We start from the raw sequence: 22,485 nt of genomic DNA, 5'->3' as shown, positions 1-22,485 counted from the left end.
TTCAGATCGGGACGCGAGTTTGCGGCGTGGATCGGTCTTGTGCCAAAGCAAACGGGCTCAGGAGGCAAGGTGACGCTGCTTGGCATCAGCAGGCGCGGAGACACGTATCTGCGCACGCTGCTCATTCACGGCGCGCGCAGCGTGCTCAATCATGCCAAAGTGCCTGGCCCGTGGGTCGAGCAGATCAGCAAGCGGCGGCCGCAAAACGTAGTGACTGTGGCGCTGGCCAACAAGATGGCGCGTACGATCTGGGCAGTCCTGGCCCACGACCGGCCTTACCAGAAGGGACACGTGAGCGCGAAGCCCGCCTGAACGATTGGAGGCACCTCGCGAATAGACGTCTACAGCATGACACGATCGAAAGGTTGCGTTGGTACTCGAATGTGATGACACGACAGGTCGGACCTGAACTCGCTAAACCTGAATATGCATCAGAGCTTCAAGCTCGTGAACTCAATGAGGTGCGAGTCAGCGAATTTCATAGAGGCCCGCAGCGTCCGTATCGGCTGCAATAAGGCCGCATATACAGCCGCAACCGATTCTGTATGTCAATGCACGCGAAATTCCTCCGCAAACGGGAGGCGTTCATATACATCCATATGATCGCCAAGGGGCAGATGAAGGACGCAGCCAAACTCAAGCCATCGGCCGCCCGGCAATTCTACTCGCTGGTGATGTAAGCAATCCTCATCATATCGCTATCGTTCGCTCACATCGCCTTACCGCGACAGAACCATGATCCGTCCGTTCGGTGAGAACCGGCACCTTGCGTCCTTGTCCGAACTGCTCGCGAATTGCCGCAGCAATCATCTTCGTCCACGGTGGATCCTGTGCAAGATGCGCGAACGCTGTCTGGATCGTCGCGTCGGCCGCAACGTCCACGGATGAGGTGGGCCTTTGCGGGAACACCTCGAGCGAATGTGGCGCATCGGGTGACAGTCGTGCCGCGTGCCGCACCGGGCCGCACAGCATGAACATCCGGTTGCTGGCTGCCGCGCCGCACGGGCCACGGGGGTGCTCGCTGGCCTTCCCGTTCCCAGCTTTCCTCGCAAAGACGTCCAGCCACGTGGGGCAAAATAGGACTTTCCCGCGCGTTGGCGTCACCGAGGACGCTCCTCACAAATACGGTGGCCCCCGCGGCAGCGACGGAGCAACGGATTCACCGATTTTGACTTGATGTTTGACCGCCCTCCAAAGGAGCATCGGTGGGTGCCACCCGCGCCTGTCCTATCGGCGCGCAGGCGGTAGCGGGCTCTCGACCTTTGGAGGCGTCCGGCATCCGACGCCCGATGGAAAGAAAGTGTACGCGGTACGCGGCCGCGTCTCTGCGTACTTTGCTCTGCTTCGAGGTTGAATTCAACGAAACGCTCGCGGCGTGCCGCGTGGTTGGGCTGCGAGCCGGTCCGGTCTGAAGCGACCCAGTTGTCGAGTCCAGACCTTTTACATCAGACGAAGCACGATCCTCTGAAGCAGGGAGGGCAGGTCGCGTCGCACGTCGACCACTAGATGAACAAAGACGGTATCGTCGCGGATCTGGTAGATGATCCGGTTCTTGCCGGAAAGAGCCTGTCGGAAACCATCCTCGAAGAAGCCCTCAAGCTCGGCAGGCGCATAACCGCTAGCGGGCAACTGGCGAATGTGGTTGATCGTTTCCTGCAGTTGCGCGGATGTCTGACGCCATGTTTCCCAACCAAACGTGCGGACGACATAGCTTCTCAGTTCGTCGATGCCGATTCGCGCGGTAGGGAGAATCCGGTATTTCAGCAAGGGTCCCGCCATCAGCGGAGCTTTTCTTGACGGTCGAGCTCGTTTAGCTCTGCGAAGAACTCGTCGCCATCGATGTGATCACCACGCTCGATCTGCTTCTGGCCAATCGCGAGAATTTTCAGGAGCGCGAGGGTTTGCTGCGTCGATTCGTAGGTTCGTAGATCCTGGACGACGAGCTTCGCTTCGCCATTCTGCGTGATGATGAGTGGTTCGCCCGAATCAGTCAGGTCTTTGACGATTTGCGCAGCTTCGCTTTTAAGGTAGCTGATTGGCTTCACATGGTCCGCGAGATGCATTTGGCGCTCCGGGTAGAAGGGGTTGAGGACTGAATTTAAACCATTAACGGTCCGGAGGCAACCCGGCGACGCAATTTCGCCGCCATTTATTTGACATAATATCAAAACAATTAAGTTGTTACGGTGTAGAGGCTAAGTTGCGATGTCCGCTTTTAGCCAAGTTCAGATGTCCGCTTTTTCGCAGCGTAAGCTGACCGGCCGCCGGCGACACCTGAATCTGGCCTCGACACGACGTAGTCCTAGATATAACCCCGATGCTCGAGTGTTCAACGACGATTTTGGAGTGCCTCGACCTGATCGGCTGGGAGCACGCGCCAGCTTTGCTGCCTACTACCGTCGGCCAGATGGTGGCGGCCCCTAGCGCCGAGGAATCGACCGCCTGGCGCCAGCCCGTTGATCTTGTCGCGCTGTGCGATGAATCGGCCAGCCAGATATCGGAACTTTTCGCTGCGTGGCGCAACTTGCAACGCTGGTCGAAGCACGCAGCGCTCGCCCGGGAGCTGCTCGGTGACGAGCCAGCGAAGATCATTGACGCGCTAAAGGTAGCGATCCGCGCAGGCGCCGCTCCTGCCGATCTCGGTCGGTCCCTCGCTTAGGGCGCGGCGCTGCGGGTGGCTCGCTTCGGCAATGCCAACGAGCATGCCGACTGGGAGACGGCGCACGACGTCTTTACCTACGCTAACGCGCTCCACCAGATGCTCAGGCGGATCGGGACCGCGGACATGGACGGTTACGTCACGGCAGTGCGCGGCATCATGCACGGAGCCATGGCGCTCTACCTTGCCCGCTATCTGAATGTGCCGGCGGCCCGCATGCCGGGCGATGGCAACGGCCAGCTCGACGACCTCCCTACCGATGCGGAGACGATCCGCACTGCCTTGCTCGACGCCTTCGACCGGCAGCGACATGTTGATCTTGCAGCACGGCTGGTAGCGCGGCATCTCACGCTCGGCCATCCGCCACAGGCGCTCATCGCCACGCTTGCACTTGCAGTGCTGCGCGAAGATGCAGGCTTCCGCGCCGATCAGATGCTGGAGGCCGGGGCCCGGCCGTTTGCCGTGCGGGGCAATACCGACGAGGGCCGGCATATTCTCATTGCGGTCGCCCGCTATCTCGCCGCCCATTCACCGACTGAACGCGGGACACTGCAAACGGCCGACATCGCCCGGCGCTTGATGCAAGGCGGCGAGCTGCATCAGGGGGCTGGGGCGTCGTGACGGCGCTGTCGTGAGAACGAGAGCCGGTCGACAGCGCACCTCAATCCCACCGCTCGTCACGCACCTGAACGACGCCCGCCTCGATCCGCACCGGAAACGCCACCACATCCTCATATGCCGGCGGCGCCAGCACCTTTCCGGTCCTGATGCAAAATCGTGCACCGTGGCGCGGACAGATGACCACGTCGCCTTCCACCACACCGCCCGTCAGGATGCCGCCGTCGTGCGGGCAGACATCCTCGATTGCGTAACAGGTGCCGTCGACGTTGAACACAGCAACCTGCGCGCCATCGACCTCAACGCTGCGAACAGACCCGGCCGGAAAATCCCCGATCGCGGCGACATCGACCCAGTCGGACATGTCAAAGCATCCCCAATTGCAGGCGCGCCGCATCCGACATCCGGTCTCTCGACCACGGCGGATCCCACACCAGTTCAACGTGCACGTCGTTCACTCCGCTTACCGGAAACACCGCATCCTCTACCGTCGCCGGGAAGGACTGCGCAACCGGGCAGCCGGGCGCGGTCAGCGTCATGCGGATCCCAACGCGGCCTTCGGCTTCGTCCACGTCAAGACCATAAACAAGCCCCAAATCGTAGATGTTGACCGGAATCTCCGGGTCGAACACGGTGCGCAGCGCGTCGATCACGCGCTCTTCAAGACGTTCTGTCGTTGTGCCTCTGCCGGGTTGTGCGACCTCAGCGCGCTTTAGCCAGTCGAATGTGCTCATCGTCTGCCTCACTCTGTCGAAACGGGGCGATCCTCGTCGTGCAGCGCGGCGTGCAGCGTATGCCAAGCCAGCGTCGCGCACTTCACACGCTCGGGAAATTCACGTACACCGGACAGCACCGCCAGCTTGCCCATCTCCGGCGCGGCTGCGGCCTGCCCTGCAGCGGCCGTTGTCACCATGTCGTGAAAGCGCCCGAACAGCGCTTCGGCCTCTGCTTCCGTTTTTCCTTTCAGCGCCTCGGTCATCAGCGATGCTGATGCTGTCGCAATTGCACAGCCTGCGCCTTCGAAACTCGCCTCTTTGACGATGCCGTCCTCGATTCGCAGATAAAGCGTAATCCGGTCGCCGCACAGCGGGTTATAGCCCTCAGCCATGTGATTGGCACCGGACAGTCCATGACAGTTACGCGGCCGCCGGTAGTGGTCGAAGATGACTTCCTGATACAGATCGCGCAGATCGCTCATGTTCCGAATATCTCCCTGACCTTGCCGAGACCTTCGATCAGCGCGTCGATATCCTGCTGCGTGTTGTAGAGGGCGAGCGACGCGCGCACGGTCGCCGGTACGCCGAAGCGCTGCATCACCGGCATCGCGCAATGATGGCCCGCACGCACGGCGATGCCGTGATGATCGAGAATCGTACCGACATCATGGGCATGCACGCCGTCGAGCACGAACGACAGAATGCTTGCCTTGTCGCGTGCGCTACCGATGAAACGCAAACCCGGTATCACCCGCAGCGCATCCGTTGCATAGGCGAGCAGTTCGTTCTCGTGCGCGGCGATGACCTCCATGCCGAGGCTGTCGACATAGTCGAGCGCCGCGCCCAGCGCAATCGCGCCGGCAATGTTCGGCGTACCCGCCTCGAACTTCCACGGAATCGCGTTGTATTCCGTTTTCTCGAACGTTACCGAGCGGATCATGTCGCCGCCGCCCTGCCACGGCGGCATCGCTTCAAGCAGTGCGGCATTGGCGTATAGCACGCCAATGCCAGTCGGTCCATACACCTTATGCCCGGAAAACGCGTAGAAATCGCAATCTATCGCGCGGACGTCGACCGGCAGATGCGCGATTGCCTGTGCGCCATCCAGCAGCACCGGCACGCCCCGCGCGTGTGCCGCTGCAACGATGCGCTCCACCGGATTGATGCTGCCGAGCGCGTTGGCCAGGTGCGTCACCGCGACCAGCCGCGTACGTTCACTTAACAAGCGCTCGTACGCGTCAGCATCGAGTGCGCCCGTATCGTCGATCGGCACGACTTTCAGCGCCGCGCCCGTCTGCTCGCAGACGAGCTGCCACGGCACAATGTTCGAATGGTGCTCCATCGCGCTAATCAGGATTTCGTCGCCGGGTTTGATCTGCGGGCGAGCATAGCTCTGGGCGACGAGATTGATCGCTTCGGTCGTGCCACGCACGAACACGATCTCCTCCGGACGCTGCGCATTGATGAAGCGTGCAATCTTCGCGCGTGCGGCCTCGAATGAATCGGTCGCGCGCTGCGACAGCAGATGCACGCCGCGGTGCACATTGGCGTTGCTATGCCGGTAGTAAGCGTTTTCTGCGTAGATGACCGAGGCGGGCTTTTGCGTCGTTGCGCCATTGTCGAGATAGACCAATGGCCGTCCATGCACGCGCTCGCCCAGAATTGGAAAATCGGCTCGCCAGTGCTCGACATTGCGCGGATCGGGCGTCTGCATCTGTTCGAACGGCTTCATAGCAACTCCCTGATGCGCTCGCCTTCCGGGGTGCGCGCGAACAGCAGGTTTTCGAGCCGGCCACGCAGCGAATCGATGCGCACACCTTCGACAATGTCGCGTGCAAATGCGTAGGTCAGTAGCGCCCGCGCCATGCGCTCTTCGACACCTCGTGCACGTAAATAGAACAGCTGGTTCTCGTCCAGTTGACCGACCGTCGCGCCGTGTGTGCATTTCACGTCGTCGGCGTAGATCTCGAGTTGCGGCTTTGTGTCGATCTCCGCATCGCGTGACAGCAGCAGGTTGTGATTCGCCTGATGCGTGTCCGTTTGCTGCGCATCGCGATGCACGATGACGCGTCCGTTGAACACGCCGCGCGCAGCGCCGTCGAGCACGCCGCGGTAATGTTCGCGACTCGTGCCATGAGGCTCTGTATGATCGATGCGCGTGTGGTGATCGACGTGCTGCCGACCCCCGACGAAATAGAGACCGTTCAACGTCGCTTGCGCGTTCGCGGCGTTCAGGCTTGTGCCGATACCAGTGCGCGACAACGCGGCGCCGAACGCGAATGCATGTGAGGTAAAACAGCTGCCCCGTTGCTGCGCAGCGGCGACCGACGCGATATGAAAAGCTTTCGGGCCCTCTTGCTGCAACCGATAGTGCTGCACGTCCGCCTGCTCGTCTGCGACGATGCGGGTAACGGCGTTGGTCCAGTACGCGTCGTCGCTCAGCCCTACAAAATGTTCGACGATCGTGCAGCCCGAGCGTGCTCCTGCAAGCACGACATTGAACGGCTGCACCGCAAGGCCCACTTCGTCGGTCAGGAACAGGATCTGCAGCGGTTGATCGATGACCTCGCCAGGCGGCAGCACGATGGCAAACCCATCCGCCATAAACGCCGTGTTCAGCGCGGCAAAGCCATCTGTATATGCGTGCGAGGCGATCGCCGCCTCAAGCCGTTGCGGCATTTCTCTCAACGCCCGCGTGAGCGAGCCTACAAATACCCCATGCGGCAAGCCATCCAGCTTCGACGGCCGCGGCACATGCCGACCGTTGACAAAAACCAGTCGATGCCCGGCAGGGTCCAGCTTGAGTTCATCGACGACGTGCCGCACGTCGCTATCGTCGGTGCGTTGCGCCCTGAAATGCCAGGGACGCTTGCCAATCGCCGACACGTTCGTGTATTTCCAGTCCTCGTGCCGCGTGGTCGGCAAACCCAGAGCGTCGAACTGGTCGAACGCGCTTCGGCGCGCGGCGCGCAGCCATGGAAACTCAGCGCCGGGCAACGTCTTCGCGAGTTGCCCAAACTGATGGAAATAGTCGAGAGATTCGTTTTTCATGGATGCCCCGCACTTTCCTGGCTTGCTCTATTTTCTGGTTGCACCGCTTCATCGTCGATCCAACCATAGCCTTTACGCTCCAGCTCCAGCGCCAGTTCACGGGACCCCGACTTCACGATCCGGCCATTCGCCAGCACATGCACGCGATCCGGCACGACGTAGTCCAATAGCCGCTGATAGTGCGTCACGAGCACGATCGCCCGTTCGGGGCTGCGCATGCTGTTGACGCCCTGCGCGACAATCTGCAATGCGTCGATGTCGAGTCCGGAATCCGTTTCGTCGAGAATGGCGAGCCGGGGCTCCAGCACGACCATCTGCAGAATCTCGTTGCGTTTCTTCTCTCCGCCCGAAAAACCTTCGTTCACGGCGCGATACAGCAGACTCTCGTCCATCTGCATCAGCGTCATCCTCTCCTTGACCCGTTGCAGAAACTCCATCGCATCGAGCTCCGGCTCGCCACGATACCGCCGCTGCGCGTTCAGCGCCGCCTTCAGCAGATAAACGTTGCTCACGCCCGGTATCTCGACGGGATACTGGAACGCGAGAAACAGTCCTTGGTGCGCGCGCTCCTCGGGCGCGAGCGCCAGCAGGTCGCGGCCGAGATACGAGACCTCGCCGCCCGTAACAGCAAAGTCCTCGCGCCCGGCCAGCACCTGGGCAAGCGTGCTCTTGCCCGAGCCGTTCGGGCCCATGATCGCGTGCACCTCGCCGGCCTTTACACCCAGATCGATGCCACGCAGAATTTTCTTGCCGTCGACTTCGACCTGCAGATTGCTGATTTCAAGCATGGTCCGAATCCCTCGCGAATCGCTGTGGGTTATCCGACGGCGCCTTCCAGGCTCACGCCGAGCAGCTTTTGCGCCTCGACAGCAAACTCCATCGGCAGCTCCTTGAAGACCTCCTTGCAGAAGCCGTTCACGATCATCGACACCGCATCTTCCTGCGACAACCCACGCTGCCGGCAATAGAACAACTGGTCTTCGCCGATGCGTGACGTCGATGCTTCGTGTTCGACCTTCGCGGTCGGGTTCTTGACCTCGATGTAGGGGAATGTGTGAGCACTGCAACGGTCGCCGAGCAAAAGCGAATCGCACTGCGTGTAATTGCGCGCGCCTTCCGCCGCCCGGCCGACCTTCACGAGGCCGCGATACGCGTTCTTTCCGCGGCCCGCCGAAATGCCTTTCGACAGAATCGTGCTGCGCGTATTGCGGCCGAGGTGAACCATCTTCGTGCCAGTGTCGGCCTGTTGATAGTGGTTGGTCAGCGCCACCGAATAGAATTCACCGACTGAGTTATCGCCCTGCAGGATCACGCTCGGATACTTCCACGTAATCGCCGAGCCGGTTTCCACCTGAGTCCATGAAATCTTCGAATTCGCCTCGCGGCAGTCGCCACGTTTGGTCACGAAGTTGTAGATGCCGCCCTTGCCCGACGCATCGCCCGGATACCAGTTCTGCACCGTCGAATAGCGGATCTGTGCACCTTCCAGCGCGACCAGCTCGACCACAGCGGCATGCAGCTGGTTTTCGTCGCGCATCGGCGCGGTGCAGCCTTCCAGATAGCTCACATACGCGCCTCTGTCCGCGACGATCAGCGTGCGTTCGAACTGCCCGGTGTTCTGGGCATTGATACGAAAGTAGGTCGACAGTTCCATCGGGCAGCGCACGCCCGGCGGGATATAGCAGAACGACCCATCGCTGAACACGGCGGAATTAAGCGCAGCGAAGAAATTGTCGGTGTGCGGCACGACCGAGCCGAGATACTTTCGCACCAGTTCGGGGTGATGCTGTATGGCATCCGAGAACGAACAGAACACAATGCCGAGTTCCGCCAGCTTTTCGCGGAACGTAGTCGCTACCGACACGCTGTCGAATACCGCATCCACCGCTACGCCCGCTAGCAATTCGCGCTCCCTCAGCGGCACACCCAGCTTTTCGTAGGTACGCAGCAGTTCCGGATCGACTTCATCGAGACTCTTCGGACGATTCTTCTGCGTCATCGGCGCGGAATAATAGATGATGTTCTGGTAATCGATCGGCGGGTGTTCGACCGTCGCCCAATGCGGCTCGGTCATCGTGAGCCAGTGGCGATAGGCCGCGAGTCGCCATTCGAGCATGAACGCCGGCTCGTCTTTCTTCACCGAGATGAGCCGGACCACGTCCTCGCTCAGCCCGCGCGGAAGCGCATCGGCCTGCAGATCAGTCACGAAACCGTGCTGGTATTCGCGTCTGATCAGTTCATCGAAACCGGTTGCGGATGCGCTCATGCGTGGCCTCCGTCAATCGACTTGCGCGCAGGCGTCGCGCCCGCGCGATGGGTGGGGATACTACGCGCGCGGATCGCGCTGATATCGACCGCGCGCAAGGTGGGGCCCGCCATGTCCGCCAGCGTGACCTGCTGCAACGCTTCGTAAATCAGGCGATTGACCTTCTGCCAGTTGGCGCGCACCGCGCACGCCGCCTCCTGGATACACAGGCCGGGCGTAGTGCTGCATTCGGTCATCCCGATCGGGCCGTCGACGACGGCGATCACCTCCGCCAGCGTGATCCGCGCGGGCGGCCGCGGCAGCAGGTAACCGCCGTTTGTGCCACGCAGCGACTCCACGACACCACCCCGCGTCAGCACTTTCAGCACCTTTGACACCGTAGGCATCGCGACCCCGGTCGCCGCCGCAATACTGCTTGCGCTGTGGACGGCATCGGGATCGCGCGCCATCGCGGTCATGATCACCGTGCCGTAATCGGCAAGTTTGCTCATGCGCAACATCGGAACATCTCCCGTTTTAATCAGGACCCGTTTGGTCCAGATTACATCGAAACGAAATCCGCACGTTCGGAGTGAGCGACACTGTTCTGTGTGGGGATTTCTGGCCACGTCGCGAATCGCTTTCCGTTCCGGGAGAAGCATTTCGCGAACGGCCCAACGCCAATTTCATTCTAGACCTGTATATATAACCTTGTCAGCGTATTGGTTTTCGTGACGGACCGCTCTCCTCCGCTGGGTGCGGCGCTTCGCGCCGGGAGTTCGTCAAACGGTGGAACCGCTTTGGCAGGCCCACGCGCTTGCATCCGGCAGGATCGACTGCTCGACCTAAAATGAATTATCCGGATCGATTGGGAGAGAAATTGTGGAACTTCACCTGGATTCCCATCATTTCACGCACCGTTAGCCCGACTGGCGGGCAGCCGCCCTGGCGGGGTTATCGCCGGAGCGATATTCCTCATATTGGGGGTTTTTCTGATGACGCTCGTGACCGGCCAGAGCCTGACGGAACCTCCACGCATGATCGCCGCTATCATTTTGGGGCGTGGCGCATTGCGATCGCCGCATGCGTTCTCTGTCGGCATTGTCCTTGCAGCCTTCATCGTCCATTTTGCCCTTGCAATCGTTCTCGCGCTCATCCTCAGCCTGATCGCGGTGTCGTTCAGTCTCGACTCTAGCGTGGGGATGGCAACGCTCGTAGGTGCCGTTTTCGGCGTGATCGTCTACATAATCAATTTCTATGGCATGACCCAATTTTTTCCGTGGTTCGCGGAGGCGCGGAACTGGGTCAACGCGCTCGTTCACATTGTCTTTGGTATCGTAGCGGCGGACATGTACATGAAACTGGACCGCAGGGCATCCAACGTGGCCAAAGTGGATTCGGACGGCTCGTCGTAACTGGTTCGTCAGGCCAGAAGTGAGGGCAAAATGCGCTCTGCCCTGACGACAACCGAGCTTGTTCCGGTGACGGTCGTAAGCGAAGCGCCCGTCAACGTCACGCCGACATCGTCGGTCGAACAGGAGATCGTGAAGCCCACCGCGACCGTCGGCACAATTGAAGTTCGGATCGGCCGGGCGGTAGTGAAGGTCGATGGCGCGGTTGACGCCGAAACGCTGCGCACGGTGCTCAAGAGTGTGCGATCGTGATCGGCCTACCAACGGGTACGCGCGTGTGGATCGCGGCGGGCGTAACCGACATGTGCAGTGGTTTCCCGGCTCTTGCCGCGAAGGTGCAAACGGCACTCGAAGAGAATCCGCTCGGCGGCGACGTGTTCATTTTTCGCGGGCGTCGCGGCGATCTCGTAAAAACTCTATGGGCAACCGATGACGGACTATGGCTTCTCGCGAAGCGGCTTTCGCGCGGGCGGTTTATCTGGCCCCACGCTGACGGCGGGAAGATCTATCTGACGTCTGCGCAGCTGTCGATGTTGCTGGAAGGCATCGACTGGCGACAACCCCGTCGCACTGCCGTATTCGCCCAACGCTCGGCTCGGCTCGGATCGGCTGACTGCTATCCGTGCGAATCGCTTCGTCCGATGCCCAACCCGCCTTGTGCATCATGGCACGGCAGGTGCGGGCGTATTTTTCCAGCGAGAGCGCCACCTCCAGCGCAACAACGCCACGTCCCCGACGATAGTCGCGCCAATCCCTGTGGGAATTCCAGGCGATCGTCACGATTGAGCTGATCACATTCGAAGGGAGGACGACCCTTAGCGTGTCCTGCCAGTCGAATTGCTGTACAACGCCAAACCAAACCGGGTTCATCTCATCACTCTCCGCCGAGTGCGCCGCCTTCCTTTCCTTGGTCCGCGTCTACGGCACAGTGAACATCTTGCGCGCTGTTGTTCGTAATGGCGCCTAACGCCAAACCGCCATTCTTCCCGTTTGTCGCAGAATTATAGGGGCAGCGGCCAGCCGGTCGGTTGACACACCCGGTCCCTTCCTGGAAAAGCTCACCGTTCGCTCGACGGCGAACGATCGTCGCGCTGCTGCTTGCCACTGGCATCACGGCGGCCGAACTCAGCGCGCTGACCGTGGACGATCTCGACACAGGACGATCAAGCGCCGGCGTCGCGCGGATGCTTCGATGAGTGCGCCGCTTCGCCGGTACGCCGTCGGTCGCTGGGGGTCCCTGTGGGCGAGCCAGCCGTACATGTCACATCGGATACTCATCGACCTTCCGGCCCGGAAAGTCATCGCCGGGGAGCACCGCTTCTGTAAGGAATGGCGCTACATGAGCGTGCGAGACCTGGAGTGCATGCAGCAGGAACTGAACGAGATGTTCGACGACATCTTTGACAAACCGCAGGAGTACGACTTTGAGGTGATAGATGAGCCTCCTTACTGGGCCCTCTTCCCACGGCCGTGGCCAGGAGTCCCGGCGCTGACCGACGTTCATTGTGTTGCATCGACCGCTTGAAACCGCCGCCAAAACCCGTCATTCAGCATGAAGAAATACTCTGCCATAGCGCGTCCGCCGTCAGATAGCTGCCGTTCGAGAATGACCGGAAACTTGCTAGAGAGGTTGGCAGCCCAGGCGGCTGTGAGAGAATCTTGCTCCTGTACTTGTCCGCATCACGTCATGAAGATTCTCGAATACACAGGCCTCGACACCTCACGCGTCAAGGCCAGCTACGACAAGGTGTCCGCGGCCATCGCTCGCCACGACTTCCGTGCTGCCCAAGTCAAGAAGCTCGCCAATCTGAGCCACGGAAAGTTCTACCGGGCGAAGCTGGATGACGCCGACCGGCTGTTGTTCTCGCTGGTGCGCCACGGGGATGAAGTCTGCGCACTGATGCTGGAAGTGATCGCCAATCACGCCTACGATAAGTCACGTTTCCTGCGCGGCGCGGCGATTGACGAGAGCAAAATTCCAGATATCAGCGCTGATGACGCCATCAGGGAGGCGCAAGCTCTACGCTACCTTCATCCCGAGCGTACCGGCATTCACCTGCTCGACAAACCGATCTCGTTTGATGACACGCAAGAGATCATTTACCGACAGCCACCTCCCTTGGTTGTCGTCGGCAGCGCTGGCAGCGGCAAGACCGCACTGACGCTTGAAAAGCTGAAGCATGCCGAAGGTGAGGTCCTCTACGTCACTCATTCCGCCTTCCTGGCGCAGAGTGCTCGCGACCTTTATTACGCCAACGGTTTCGAGCATGGCGGTCAGGATGCCGTATTTCTGTCCTACCGGGAGTTTGTCGAGTCGATCCGCGTTCCGGCAGGACGCGAGGCTAGCTGGCGCGACTTTGCGGGCTGGTACTCCCGTATACGGCAGAACTTCAAGGATGTCGATGCCCACCAGGCTTTCGAGGAGATTCGCGGCGTGATTGCTGCCGGGTCGGGCGGTGTCCTGTCGCGCGACGAGTATCAAGCACTGGGGGTGCGTCAATCGATCTTTCCCGCAGAACGGCGCGACCAACTCTACAATCTGTTTGAGAAGTATCGCGCCTGGCTGGCCGAGGCAAAGCTCTACGACCTGAATCTGGTCGCCCAGGACTGGCAAGCGCTGGCTGCGCCGCGCTACGACTTCGTGGTTATTGACGAGGTGCAGGACATCACCACCGTGCAACTCGCGCTCGTGCTGAAAACCATGAAGAAGCCTGGCCATTTCATGCTCTGCGGGGATTCCAACCAGATTGTCCACCCCAATTTCTTTTCCTGGAGCCAAGTCAAGAGCCTGTTCTGGAAGGACCCGAAACTGGCCGAGCGGCAGGAATTGCGCGTGCTAATGGCCAACTTTCGCAACGGCCTGGAGGCCACTCGCGTCGCCAATCAGTTGCTCAAGATCAAGCAGCGGCGCTTCGGCTCCATCGACCGCGAGAGCAACTTCCTGGTCCAGGCCGTCGGCGGCGAGACCGGCCAGGTTACGCTGATACCCGACAAGGACGCCACCAAGCGCGAGCTGGACCAGAAAATTCGCCAATCCGCCCAGTTCGCCGTCCTGGTAATGCGCGATGAGGACAAGGCCGACGCCCGCAAGCACTTTGCCACGCCGCTGTTGTTCTCGATCCACGAAGCCAAGGGTCTCGAATACGAGAACATCGTGCTCTACCGTTTCATATCGGATCACCGGGGCGAGTTCAACGACATTGCCGAGGGCATCGCCAAGACCGATCTGGCGGTCGAGACACTGGATTACAAACGCGCCAAAGACAAGAGTGACAAGTCGCTCGAAGTCTATAAATTCTTCGTTAATGCCCTGTATGTAGCGCTGACGCGCGCCATCAAGAACATCTACATGATCGAGTCGGACACAGGGCATGATCTGTTCGGGTTGCTGGATCTGATCGTCGGCCAGACCAGGATCGAGGCCAAGCAATCCACGCTCGAAGACTGGCAGAAGGAAGCACGCAAACTCGACCTGCAGGGCAAGCAGGAGCAGGCGGAGGCCATCCGCCGCACCATCTTGAAGCAGGTCCCGGTGCCGTGGCCGGTGTTCGATGAGGCCAAGGTCAGGGAACTGCTGATCAAGGTCTTCCGCGAGCAGTCTCCGGGCAACAAGGGCAAGCAGCAACTCTTTGACTATGCCACCTGCTTCGATGAACCGCAGCTCGCCGAGTGGCTGGCAGTCGAGGCGAAATTCGAGCAGGCACGAACCTTTGATCAACAGCGCGCGGTGTTCGCCCGCAAGAGCTACGTCCCTTTCTTCGCCAACCGCTTCAAGGACATTCTCAGGCAGTGTGACCACCATGGCGTCGATCATCGTCTGCCAATGAACCAGACGCCGCTGATGGCCGCAGCTGCTGCAGGAAATGTGGCGCTGGTGGAAGCCCTGCTGGAGCGCGGTGCCGACCGCGATGCCGTCGATCACTATGGTCACAATGCCCTGCACTGGGCTTTGCGTCAGGCATTTGGCGATGCAAAGTTCGCTGCTGGCCCGCTGGCGGCAATCTATGATTGCCTGGCTCCGCCCTGCATTGATGTCAGAGCGGGTGATCGCTTGGTCCGCATCGACCGGCATCTATCTGAATACTTTCTGTTCCAGACCCTGTGGGTATTGTTCAAAGCCCGATTCAGCAAGATACGAGGCAATGCAGACAGCGCGTTCCAGACCCAAATCATCCTCGATGCCTGGCAACACTTACCCGCTAACATCGCGCGGCCAGAGCGCAACAAGCGCCAGCATCTTTCTGGCGTGCTGGCGAGGAACGAAATCGACAGGGACTATGCCTACAATAGATCCCTGTTTCTGCGCGTATCCACCGGGCGGTACCAGTTCAATCCCAAACTCGCTGTGCGTCGCCGCCAGGGCGAAGAAGAAAACTGGGTCCCGATCTACACGGCACTCAACCTCCCGTTGATTAGTGAGTTTGCCTACAACGACGGCTGGATCAGCACCTGGAACAATATCGACAAGCTTGTGGTCCTTGCCGGACTACCTGAACGAACCACACCCATCGCGGCTGAACGCTTCGCCGAGCGGCAAGCGGTCAAAATGAGGGAGTTGGACGACCGCAGAGCCAATCAACTTGCTGCCAAAGCACGCATTCGTGCAGCCGCCGAAGCCACCCAGAACAGAGCGCCACGATGGGGAACAAAGGAAGCCAAACGGCTTGAAATCGAACGTGTGAGACAGGAAATCGAAAGACGAAAGAAGGATTGACTTGCCGATATTTCTCTGGGGCGGCATGCGGCCAGGAGGCGCCATTCGCTCGCACCGTCGCTCGGACATTCAGACGTCGAGTCGTCCTTAGAAACGGCCGTAGAGGTCACCGCTGATCGAAGGGAACGTCAGGGTCAAACAGAGACGTCGCCGACCTTGACTCATCTAACCACGATAAAACTGATCATAAGCGCTGCCAGGCGCGAGCACGAGCGTATCGGATGCGAGCGTCCTGCGCGGCAGAATTGGGCGGCCGTCTGTCGTCCCGGCTATGACGATCTCGCGGCTGCCGCGATCGATGCTCGATATCGATAGCGCGCCCTGCTCGAAACGGATGTGGTTCTATTTCGCATGAAAGGCGTAGTCGATCTGATGGCTCGACGCGTCACAGGCGAGCAAGTGGCGGCGCTGCGCGGCGAACTGGGCGGCACGTTGCGCATTGGCGCCAGGCTGGACTCCTAACGAGGCTTTCCGTGCCGTCCACACCGATTGAGCGAGGGTGGCATGTCGCGCATATGTCGGAGCGGCGCCTGCCTCACGTCGCTAACGCGTTCCGGGAGTTCTTGATGCAGTCGGGGGCCGCCGTTACGCCACTTCTGCCAGCATCCCGCTGACCTCGGCCAGCGCTTGCCGTCGCAGTTCGCCGAGATCGACATTCGCCACGGCATCGTCCTCCACCACGCAGCGTCCGGCCGAGAATAGTGCCGCGACCGTCGGCCGTCCACCCGACGCAACCGGTCCGATCGCCGGATCGTGCAGGCCGAAGTAGCGGGGATCGTCGAGCCGGTACACGGCGATATCGGCCGAGTAGCCCGGCGCAATCCGCCCGACGCCTTGGAGCCCAAGCACGCGCGCGCCACCCGCCGTCCCCCAGTGCACGACCTCTTCCACCGAAGCGACGTCGGCGCCGCCTTCGAACGTGCCGCCGCGATAGACAGGTTGCGCCGCCATGCCGCGCCGCGCGCGCTGCGCGAGCCACGCCATGTGGACCTCGGAGATCATGTCGGCGGCTTCGTTGGACGCCGCGCCATCGACGCCGATCGACACCGGCACGCCCGCGTCCGCCATCTGGCGCACCGGCGCAATGCCGCTGCCGAGCCGCCCGTTCGATTGCGGACAATGCGCGACCCCGGTCCCGGTCTCGGCGAGCAGCGCGATCTCGCGCGCATCGAGCTTGACAAGATGCGCGTACCAGACATCGTCGCCGAGCCAGTCGTATTCGCCGCAGAACTCGACGGGCGTCGCGCCATGCATCGCCTTCGCGCTGTCCTGATAGCCAACCGTCTCCGACAGATGACTGTGCATCCTCAAGCCGAGCCTGCGCGCGACGCGGGCGATCTCGCGCATCTCGTGCGGCGAGATCGAATAGAGCACGGTGGTCGGCGCCATCGCGACACGACGCATCGCGCGCGGCGAGGCATCGTGATAAGTCGATGCCAGCCGCTCGATATCGGCGATATATGCATCGAGCGATTCGGGCCGAAGCGCGGTCGGCAACTCGGCTTCGAGCTGGCGCGTGCGCGTCGCACCGCCGCGCAGCAGCACGAAGCGCAGGCCGAGCTTGTCCGCTTCGTCGAAGAGGATCGCCGAACTGTCGAACGGCATGCCCGGGTAGTACAGGTAGTTGTGGTCCGCGACCGTCGTGCATCCCGAGCGCATCAGTTCGATCAACCCGATGCGGGCAGCGAGGCGGAAGCGCTTCTCATCGAAGAGCGCGCGAAAGCGATATGGCGTCGCGGCGAGCCATGGCGTGAGGGAGGCGTTGAGTCCCGCAGGATCGCCCTTGAGCAGCGACTGGAAAAGATGATGATGCGTGTTGACCCACGCCGGATAGACCACGCAATCGGTGGCATCGACGATCGTCTCGCCTTCGCGCGGCGCGAGCCTGCCAATCGCTGCGATCGTCTCGCCTTCGATGCGGATGTCCGGTCCGTCGACGCGCGCCGGTTCTTCGGCGCTGCCGTCGCCGCCGGTCATGATGGCGGCTGCGTTGCGAATCAGTATGCTCATATCGATGGTCTCAGAGTTCGCTCTCGTGCCAGCCGCGCAAGCCGATGCGCGCGACCCACACGGTGATGCCGAACAGCACCACGCCCGTCAGCGTGATCAGAAAAAGCGCCGCAAAAAGGCGCGGAATGTTCAACTGGAATCCCGCCTGCAGAATCTGATAAGCCAGACCCGAACCGCTGCCGCCGGTTCCCGCGACGAACTCCGCAACGACCGCACCGATCAACGAAAGTCCGCTCGAAATCCGCAAGCCGCCGAAGAAATACGGCAGCGCGCTCGGGATGCGCAGACGCACAAGCGTCTGCCAGCGTGTCGCGCGATTGATGCGAAACAGGCTGACAAGGCCCGGATTAACGCTGCGCAAGCCGAGTGCGGTGTTCGAGATGATAGGGAACAACGCGACGAGCGTCGCGCAGATCACGAGCGCGAACGTCGTGTCCTTCACCCAGATGATGATGAGCGGCGCAATCGCGACAACCGGCGTGACCTGCAGCAAGATCGCGTAAGGAAAAAAGCTCGCCTCGATCAGCGGACTCTGCGCGAACAGCAGTGCGACCGCCACGCCCAGGACTGTCGCGAGTGCGAAGGCGAGCAGCGTGATCTTGAGCGTCGCGAGAAGACTCATGACGAGCATCGGACCATCGGCGACCAATTGCAGCGCGATGTCATGCGGCGCGGGCACGAGATACACCGGCACCTTGAAGAGTGCGCACCAGCCTTCCCAGACCAGCAGCATCAATATGCCGACGACGCAGGGGGCCAGCGCCTTCGCCACGCCGGGCCGCTGTAACAGCGGCGGGCTGCGCCGGCGCTCGGCTTTCGGATGCATCGCAGGCTTCGTTGCAAGCGTCTGACTGGTCATGATTGCGCTCCTTGTGTATCGACCTGCCTGTCTTCACTCGATGCCAGATGCGCGTCGGTGATCAGGTCCGACAGCGTCTTGCAATGCTGCATGAAGGGCGCCGACACGCGATACGCTTCGTCGCGTTCGGCCGGGCCGCCGATCGGCACGTCGGCGATGATACGCCCGGGCCGCGCCTGCATCACGACCACGCGTCCCGACAGAGACACCGCCTCATAGATGCTGTGCGTGACGAACACCACGGTCATGCCGCGCTTTCTCCAGAGCGCGCGCAGATCGGCATCGAGCTTGTTGCGCGTGAATTCGTCGAGCGCGCCGAATGGCTCGTCGAGCAGCAGCAGGTCGGGTTCCGTGACGAGCGCCCGTGCCAGCGACGCGCGCATCTGCATCCCGCCCGACAGCTCGCGCGGACGCACGTTGCCGAAGCCGCCAAGACCGACGTTCGCAAGCGCAACGGCGACCCGCGCATCGGCTTCGCGTCGCGGTACGTGCGCGAGGTCGAGCGGCAGGCGCACGTTGTCGGCAATCGACGCCCAAGGCATCAGCGTGGCTTCCTGGAACACCATCGACATGCGCCGCCCGACTGATCCGACGACACTGAACGGCTGGCCCCACCACCGCATGTGACCGTGCGTGGGTGTCTCGATGCCGGCGAACATCTTGAGCAGCGTGCTCTTGCCACAACCCGACGGTCCGAGCAGCGAGACGAATTCTCCCGCGCCGATGGTGAAGCGCACATCGTCCAGTGCGATCGTGCCGTTCGGATAGACCTTGTCGACACGCTGGACGGCGAGCGCCGTGTCCTTGCTGTCATCGCTCATGGCTTCATGCCTCCTCTGTATCGATGCGGAACACTTCGCGCTCGCCATGCTCTTCGAGTAGCTTGAGCAGCATGCGGCGCATCAGCAGTCCCGGCTGATCGGACGCCATGTGGCATTCCTGCTGGCGGCGCACGTCGATGCACGCGTCGTAGTCGGTAGCTTCGAGAATCTCGCGGTCTTCATCGGTGATCGGCCGGTCCCAGTCGATCAGCTCCTGGGTCGAACATTGCGCTTCGGTGTCGTTGCGATAGAGCCATTGCACGAGCATCATCGTCCTGTCGTCGATCGGCGTCGCGCAGTTGTAGATGATGTGATGCATGCCGCTTGCCGGATACATGCAGCCGAAGCGCCGCGCGAACGGCATGTACCATCGGTTCATCAGATGGCGCTCTGTGATGCCGTCGGTGGTGCCCGTGATGCGGAAGCTCGCTTGCGGATTGCGGATCGGCACGCGCGTCTCGGCCTCAAAGCCCCATTCGTTCGGGCGGAACTCGTACTTCGATGGCTTCGGATTGTCGAAGAGACCGAAGTTCGACTTGTGCACGAAGCTGAAGTGCGAGTTGTCGAACGAATTCTCCATCATGCGCAGCGCGCTCGTGTTCCACTGTTCGTAGAACTGCAGGATGCGCCGATAGCCCGGTGCGGCTTCCTCGGCAAATTCGGGAATCGGCTGCAGCGGATCGTCGAGCGCAACCCACGCGTAACCGTAGCGCTCCTCGCAACGATACGACTGCACGATCGCGCGCGAGGGAATCTCGCCGCCTGCGTTTTGCGGAATGCGCACGCACTTGCCGCTGAAGTCGTAGGTCCAGCCGTGATAGCCGCAGGCGATGTTGCCATCGGCATCGACGAATCCCTTCGACAGCTTCGCCGTGCGATGGCAACAGCGGTCGCGCAGCGCATGCGGCTTGCCGCCCGCGCCTTTCCACAGGACGATCGGTTCGTTAAGCAGCGTGAACGGCTGCGGACCTTCGTCCAGTTGCGAGATCGGCATGACCGCGTACCAGAAGCGGCGCAGGACTTTCTGACGTGTGACCAGCATGATCGGACTCCTTGATCCCGTGACGCCCGCTCAGGGCATGACCTTCGCGTTCTGGATGTACTGCAGCGTATAGGCGCTCTTGTAGTCGGTGCTCGCCTTGAGCAGCTTCGCGCCGACCATGTAGTCGTAGGTCTTCTTCCAGCGCGTGTCGGTCATCGCGCCGATGCCGAGCGTCGATGCATCTCCGCCCGTCACGAGCTTCAGTTTCTTCAGTTGCGCCACGCCGAACGCGAGCTGCGCATCGGTCATCTCGGGATTGTCCTTCTTGATAAGCGCGTTGCCCGGCGCCGGATCGGCGAGATAGCTTTTCCAGCCTTCCATCGATGCCTTCACGAAGCGCGCGACGACATCGGGCTTCTCGGCAAGAGTCTTCTTCATGCCGACGATGGTGGTGTTGTAGGGCGGATAGCCGGCGTCGGCAAAAAGGAAAAAGTGCGTCTTCACCTTCGCGCGATCGGCCTGGAACGTCTCGGATGACGGATACGCCTGCATCGCGACGTTCGCATCAGCGAAGAACGGCTGGAGGTTGAACGTATAGGGACGCGTCTGACCGTCGCTATAGCCATACTTCTCCTTGAGCCAGGGCCACCACGACGCGCGGCCCGAGCCCGCGACGAGGATCGTCTTGCCTTTGAGGTCCGCGAGGCTCTTCACGTCGTCGTGCGTGAGCATGCCTTGCGGGTCGAACTGGAACGAGGCGGCGACCGTCGTCACCGGAATTCCCGCCTCGACGCTCGACAGCACCTGGAAGTCGTAGCCGAGAATGAAGTCGGCCTGGCCGCCGACGAGCAACTGCATGCCGTTGACCTGCGGGCCGCCCATCTTGATCGTGACGTCGAGCCCGGCTTTCTTGTAGAGGCCCGTGGCCTGCGCCTGATAGAAGCCGCCGTGCTCGGCCTGCGCATACCAGCTCGTCAGGATGATGATGTGATCGTCGGCATGCGCCGATGTCGTCGAACCGATACTCGCGGCCAGAACGATGCTGCTCAGGATGCGATGCAATACGCGCATGAAAAGGGCTCCCCTGTTAGAACGTAGGAAGACCATGCGGACGTAAGAACGTGTCGGGCACGATGCGCCCGGCGTGCCGGATGACGATCGAGGAAGATTCGGGGCGATTAACGCAACGCTTCCTGTCGACGGAATCCGGACGATTCCGTTCGAACGTCGAGGCTGGTCGACGTAGGCGCGCGATGCGCCCCAAGAGCAATGCCCCACGCCGGTCAGATACGCCGACGCTAGCTGCTTATACTCTGCAACGCTTTAAGCGATATCCATGCCAGACGTTCGTTGCCGGACTGGCGTACCTCGTGTCGTTGCAAGCCTGTCCGAGCCGGCGATACAGGGGCAGCGGCGCCCAATCGTGGGGCATGGACGCACTGTCAAGGAACGCCTTCGGCCCTCACGGGGCCCGGATTGGATTCGGCCAAGCCATCTAACCAGTACATGACGGATTTCGGGGGCAATGGGTATGCGAGCGCCACCGCGCATCTGGACCGGATAGGCGGCTTATGTGGATGACCGATGTAGCCGTCGCGTGCCGCCGATCGCTGGCTGTCGAGGTTGGATGGCCATGAAGAGACATCGGTTGCCTGTCGCCCTGGTGGCTCTGCCGCCCCAGAAGAACGTTGGTGCCGCAACGCGTCCATTGGGTTCGCACAATACTCGTGGTTGCCAAACGTCCGGCACCAATCCAGGGCTGGCTCAGGTTGCGGGCGATCCGCTTTGCTGCACTTCGGGGGACGGCGGCACGGTATCCCATTCAATTGGGTGGCTGCTCGCCAGTCAACGATCAGGGCTTGCCGGTCGCCGTCGCAACTTTTACGCGAAGCAGCAGTTCACATCAAATGGCTTTCGCTCCTTCAGCATGTGGAAGCACGCACGCGCCAGCTTGTGTGCCAGTGCCTTGCGCGCGACCACCGGATTTGTCCTGGCTTTCTTGCGCTCGTAGAATTGCCGGGCTTCGGTGCTAAATTGCATCGCGACGTTGGCCGCCTCGATGAATGCCCAGCACAGGTATGGAGTGCCGTTTCTGGTATTGCCCTCGCCCTTGCCGTTGCTCATGCGCTGCCTGTCCACGCACCGCGCGTCGACCCGCAAGTGGCGAGCGATCCTGCGAACGGGCCAATGGAGTTTGCCGTAACGGTCAAAGGCACAACGTTTCCGCTTTGGTACAGCGCGGAGCGTGGCCAGCTCTATACAAAGGATCCAAGGGACGAAGCCACAAACTCGAAGGTATCGCTCGGGCGATGCGCAGGTGTTCTACATCCTTCAACCTGACAGAGCCGTTGAACGTTGTTCCGTCGCCTATAGACATCGCCAGTTCTCTGACAATTGG

Annotated in this window: 23 protein-coding genes and 1 pseudogene; 8 read left to right on the top strand and 16 right to left on the bottom strand. The window is 61.2% G+C overall.

Annotated features, from left to right (window positions below; all coding sequences use genetic code 11):
- A partial coding sequence (locus tag F6X42_RS34965; RefSeq protein ID WP_187638526.1) for a transposase occupies nucleotides 1-312 on the top strand: 312 nt, incomplete at its 5' end.
- 1,128 nt (nucleotides 313-1,440) lie between these two features.
- Here F6X42_RS34965 and F6X42_RS34960 read toward each other — a convergent pair.
- Together F6X42_RS34960 and F6X42_RS34955 are read right to left on the bottom strand one after the other, a co-directional pair.
- On the bottom strand, nucleotides 1,441-1,767 hold the full coding sequence (locus F6X42_RS34960) for a type II toxin-antitoxin system RelE/ParE family toxin (RefSeq protein WP_246530370.1): 327 nt from the start codon (nucleotides 1,765-1,767) through the stop codon (nucleotides 1,441-1,443).
- An 11-nt stretch (nucleotides 1,768-1,778) separates the two neighbouring features.
- On the bottom strand, nucleotides 1,779-2,063 hold the full coding sequence (locus F6X42_RS34955; RefSeq protein WP_027193673.1) for a type II toxin-antitoxin system Phd/YefM family antitoxin: 285 nt from the start codon (nucleotides 2,061-2,063) through the stop codon (nucleotides 1,779-1,781).
- A gap of 254 nt (nucleotides 2,064-2,317) precedes the next feature.
- Between F6X42_RS34955 and F6X42_RS44550 the strand changes: the two genes are divergently transcribed.
- Nucleotides 2,318-2,659 (top strand): hypothetical protein, encoded by a 342-nt coding sequence (locus F6X42_RS44550; protein ID WP_246530369.1) that lies wholly within the window; start codon nucleotides 2,318-2,320, stop codon nucleotides 2,657-2,659.
- 15 nt (nucleotides 2,660-2,674) lie between these two features.
- Nucleotides 2,675-3,280, top strand: a complete 606-nt coding sequence (locus F6X42_RS44545) for a hypothetical protein (protein ID WP_246530368.1) — start codon at nucleotides 2,675-2,677, stop codon at nucleotides 3,278-3,280.
- Nucleotides 3,281-3,320: 40 nt separating this feature from the next.
- On the opposite strand, the gene nirD is transcribed toward F6X42_RS44545, so the two are convergent.
- The 8 genes from nirD to F6X42_RS34910 are packed head-to-tail and all read right to left on the bottom strand — an operon-like array spanning nucleotide 3,321 to nucleotide 9,810.
- Nucleotides 3,321-3,641, bottom strand: a complete 321-nt coding sequence (gene nirD / locus F6X42_RS34945; RefSeq protein WP_187638524.1) for a nitrite reductase small subunit NirD — start codon at nucleotides 3,639-3,641, stop codon at nucleotides 3,321-3,323.
- Between the two features lies 1 nt (nucleotide 3,642).
- Complete coding sequence (locus F6X42_RS34940) at nucleotides 3,643-4,011, bottom strand: SUF system Fe-S cluster assembly protein (protein WP_187638523.1); 369 nt, start codon at nucleotides 4,009-4,011, stop codon at nucleotides 3,643-3,645.
- Nucleotides 4,012-4,019: 8 nt separating this feature from the next.
- Nucleotides 4,020-4,475, bottom strand: coding sequence for a Fe-S cluster assembly sulfur transfer protein SufU (sufU, locus tag F6X42_RS34935; RefSeq protein ID WP_187638522.1), 456 nt, complete (start codon nucleotides 4,473-4,475; stop codon nucleotides 4,020-4,022).
- A complete protein-coding gene (locus tag F6X42_RS34930; protein ID WP_187638521.1) occupies nucleotides 4,472-5,725 on the bottom strand; it encodes a cysteine desulfurase in 1,254 nt (417 codons plus the stop codon). The genes sufU and F6X42_RS34930 overlap by 4 nt, the downstream gene beginning before the upstream one ends.
- Nucleotides 5,722-7,044 carry a Fe-S cluster assembly protein SufD gene (gene sufD / locus F6X42_RS34925; protein WP_187638520.1) on the bottom strand — a complete coding sequence of 441 codons (1,323 nt, stop codon included), beginning with the start codon at nucleotides 7,042-7,044 and terminating at the stop codon, nucleotides 5,722-5,724. The genes F6X42_RS34930 and sufD overlap by 4 nt, the downstream gene beginning before the upstream one ends.
- On the bottom strand, nucleotides 7,041-7,832 hold the full coding sequence (sufC, locus tag F6X42_RS34920; protein ID WP_187638519.1) for a Fe-S cluster assembly ATPase SufC: 792 nt from the start codon (nucleotides 7,830-7,832) through the stop codon (nucleotides 7,041-7,043). The genes sufD and sufC overlap by 4 nt, the downstream gene beginning before the upstream one ends.
- 29 nt (nucleotides 7,833-7,861) lie before the next feature.
- Nucleotides 7,862-9,310 carry a Fe-S cluster assembly protein SufB gene (gene sufB, locus F6X42_RS34915; RefSeq protein ID WP_187638518.1) on the bottom strand — a complete coding sequence of 483 codons (1,449 nt, stop codon included), beginning with the start codon at nucleotides 9,308-9,310 and terminating at the stop codon, nucleotides 7,862-7,864.
- Nucleotides 9,307-9,810: an SUF system Fe-S cluster assembly regulator gene (locus F6X42_RS34910; RefSeq protein WP_187638528.1), complete on the bottom strand. Its 504-nt coding sequence runs from the start codon at nucleotides 9,808-9,810 to the stop codon at nucleotides 9,307-9,309. The genes sufB and F6X42_RS34910 overlap by 4 nt, the downstream gene beginning before the upstream one ends.
- A 474-nt stretch (nucleotides 9,811-10,284) precedes the next feature.
- Here F6X42_RS34910 and F6X42_RS34905 point away from each other — a divergent pair, with 474 nt between their 5' ends.
- The 5 genes from F6X42_RS34905 (at nucleotide 10,285) to F6X42_RS34885 (ending at nucleotide 15,415) form a co-directional block, all read left to right on the top strand.
- Nucleotides 10,285-10,704, top strand: a complete 420-nt coding sequence (locus tag F6X42_RS34905; RefSeq protein ID WP_376776495.1) for a hypothetical protein — start codon at nucleotides 10,285-10,287, stop codon at nucleotides 10,702-10,704.
- A gap of 30 nt (nucleotides 10,705-10,734) precedes the next feature.
- Nucleotides 10,735-10,953 (top strand): IS66 family insertion sequence element accessory protein TnpB, encoded by a 219-nt coding sequence (locus F6X42_RS34900; protein WP_187638517.1) that lies wholly within the window; start codon nucleotides 10,735-10,737, stop codon nucleotides 10,951-10,953.
- The gene (gene tnpB, locus F6X42_RS46080) at nucleotides 10,950-11,492 is read left to right on the top strand and encodes an IS66 family insertion sequence element accessory protein TnpB (RefSeq protein ID WP_376776494.1); all 543 of its coding nucleotides are present in this window, start codon (nucleotides 10,950-10,952) and stop codon (nucleotides 11,490-11,492) included. The genes F6X42_RS34900 and tnpB overlap by 4 nt, the downstream gene beginning before the upstream one ends.
- A 401-nt stretch (nucleotides 11,493-11,893) precedes the next feature.
- Nucleotides 11,894-12,226, top strand: coding sequence for a hypothetical protein (locus F6X42_RS34890; RefSeq protein WP_187638516.1), 333 nt, complete (start codon nucleotides 11,894-11,896; stop codon nucleotides 12,224-12,226).
- Nucleotides 12,227-12,388: 162 nt separating this feature from the next.
- A complete protein-coding gene (locus F6X42_RS34885) occupies nucleotides 12,389-15,415 on the top strand; it encodes an ankyrin repeat domain-containing protein (RefSeq protein ID WP_187638515.1) in 3,027 nt (1,008 codons plus the stop codon).
- Nucleotides 15,416-16,000: 585 nt separating this feature from the next.
- Here the strand turns inward: F6X42_RS34885 and F6X42_RS34880 are convergent.
- From F6X42_RS34880 to F6X42_RS34855, 6 genes and pseudogenes are all read right to left on the bottom strand, one after another.
- Nucleotides 16,001-17,425, bottom strand: coding sequence for an amidohydrolase family protein (locus F6X42_RS34880; RefSeq protein WP_187638514.1), 1,425 nt, complete (start codon nucleotides 17,423-17,425; stop codon nucleotides 16,001-16,003).
- A 10-nt stretch (nucleotides 17,426-17,435) separates the two neighbouring features.
- Entirely contained in the window at nucleotides 17,436-18,251 is an 816-nt protein-coding gene (locus F6X42_RS34875; protein ID WP_187638527.1) for an ABC transporter permease, read from the bottom strand.
- A gap of 29 nt (nucleotides 18,252-18,280) precedes the next feature.
- Nucleotides 18,281-19,105 (bottom strand): ABC transporter ATP-binding protein, encoded by an 825-nt coding sequence (locus F6X42_RS34870; protein WP_187638513.1) that lies wholly within the window; start codon nucleotides 19,103-19,105, stop codon nucleotides 18,281-18,283.
- A gap of 4 nt (nucleotides 19,106-19,109) precedes the next feature.
- A complete protein-coding gene (locus tag F6X42_RS34865; protein ID WP_187638512.1) occupies nucleotides 19,110-20,147 on the bottom strand; it encodes an aromatic ring-hydroxylating dioxygenase subunit alpha in 1,038 nt (345 codons plus the stop codon).
- 30 nt (nucleotides 20,148-20,177) lie between these two features.
- Nucleotides 20,178-21,158, bottom strand: coding sequence for an ABC transporter substrate-binding protein (locus F6X42_RS34860; RefSeq protein WP_187638511.1), 981 nt, complete (start codon nucleotides 21,156-21,158; stop codon nucleotides 20,178-20,180).
- An 810-nt stretch (nucleotides 21,159-21,968) separates the two neighbouring features.
- Nucleotides 21,969-22,235: pseudogene (locus F6X42_RS34855) on the bottom strand (IS110 family RNA-guided transposase); the annotation flags it as partial.
- Between the last annotated feature and the right edge of the window lie 250 nt (nucleotides 22,236-22,485).

This window comes from Paraburkholderia podalyriae (assembly GCF_014397785.1).
Lineage (GTDB): Bacteria > Pseudomonadota > Gammaproteobacteria > Burkholderiales > Burkholderiaceae > Paraburkholderia > Paraburkholderia podalyriae.
This window is presented reverse-complemented; position numbering and strand designations above follow the sequence as displayed.

What these genes read in the sequence shown, in the direction of transcription:
- F6X42_RS34955 (WP_027193673.1), bottom strand. Translation starts at nt 2,063, where the DNA reads ATGCATCTCGCGGACCATGTGAAGCCAATCAGCTACCTTAAAAGCGAA.
- F6X42_RS44550 (WP_246530369.1), top strand. Translation starts at nt 2,318, where the DNA reads ATGCTCGAGTGTTCAACGACGATTTTGGAGTGCCTCGACCTGATCGGC.
- nirD (WP_187638524.1), bottom strand. Translation starts at nt 3,641, where the DNA reads ATGTCCGACTGGGTCGATGTCGCCGCGATCGGGGATTTTCCGGCCGGG.
- F6X42_RS34940 (WP_187638523.1), bottom strand. Translation starts at nt 4,011, where the DNA reads ATGAGCACATTCGACTGGCTAAAGCGCGCTGAGGTCGCACAACCCGGC.
- sufU (WP_187638522.1), bottom strand. Translation starts at nt 4,475, where the DNA reads ATGAGCGATCTGCGCGATCTGTATCAGGAAGTCATCTTCGACCACTAC.
- F6X42_RS34930 (WP_187638521.1), bottom strand. Translation starts at nt 5,725, where the DNA reads ATGAAGCCGTTCGAACAGATGCAGACGCCCGATCCGCGCAATGTCGAG.
- sufD (WP_187638520.1), bottom strand. Translation starts at nt 7,044, where the DNA reads ATGAAAAACGAATCTCTCGACTATTTCCATCAGTTTGGGCAACTCGCG.
- sufC (WP_187638519.1), bottom strand. Translation starts at nt 7,832, where the DNA reads ATGCTTGAAATCAGCAATCTGCAGGTCGAAGTCGACGGCAAGAAAATT.
- sufB (WP_187638518.1), bottom strand. Translation starts at nt 9,310, where the DNA reads ATGAGCGCATCCGCAACCGGTTTCGATGAACTGATCAGACGCGAATAC.
- F6X42_RS34910 (WP_187638528.1), bottom strand. Translation starts at nt 9,810, where the DNA reads ATGTTGCGCATGAGCAAACTTGCCGATTACGGCACGGTGATCATGACC.
- F6X42_RS34905 (WP_376776495.1), top strand. Translation starts at nt 10,285, where the DNA reads ATGACGCTCGTGACCGGCCAGAGCCTGACGGAACCTCCACGCATGATC.
- F6X42_RS34900 (WP_187638517.1), top strand. Translation starts at nt 10,735, where the DNA reads ATGCGCTCTGCCCTGACGACAACCGAGCTTGTTCCGGTGACGGTCGTA.
- F6X42_RS34890 (WP_187638516.1), top strand. Translation starts at nt 11,894, where the DNA reads ATGAGTGCGCCGCTTCGCCGGTACGCCGTCGGTCGCTGGGGGTCCCTG.
- F6X42_RS34885 (WP_187638515.1), top strand. Translation starts at nt 12,389, where the DNA reads ATGAAGATTCTCGAATACACAGGCCTCGACACCTCACGCGTCAAGGCC.
- F6X42_RS34880 (WP_187638514.1), bottom strand. Translation starts at nt 17,425, where the DNA reads ATGAGCATACTGATTCGCAACGCAGCCGCCATCATGACCGGCGGCGAC.
- F6X42_RS34875 (WP_187638527.1), bottom strand. Translation starts at nt 18,251, where the DNA reads ATGCATCCGAAAGCCGAGCGCCGGCGCAGCCCGCCGCTGTTACAGCGG.
- F6X42_RS34870 (WP_187638513.1), bottom strand. Translation starts at nt 19,105, where the DNA reads ATGAGCGATGACAGCAAGGACACGGCGCTCGCCGTCCAGCGTGTCGAC.
- F6X42_RS34865 (WP_187638512.1), bottom strand. Translation starts at nt 20,147, where the DNA reads ATGCTGGTCACACGTCAGAAAGTCCTGCGCCGCTTCTGGTACGCGGTC.
- F6X42_RS34860 (WP_187638511.1), bottom strand. Translation starts at nt 21,158, where the DNA reads ATGCGCGTATTGCATCGCATCCTGAGCAGCATCGTTCTGGCCGCGAGT.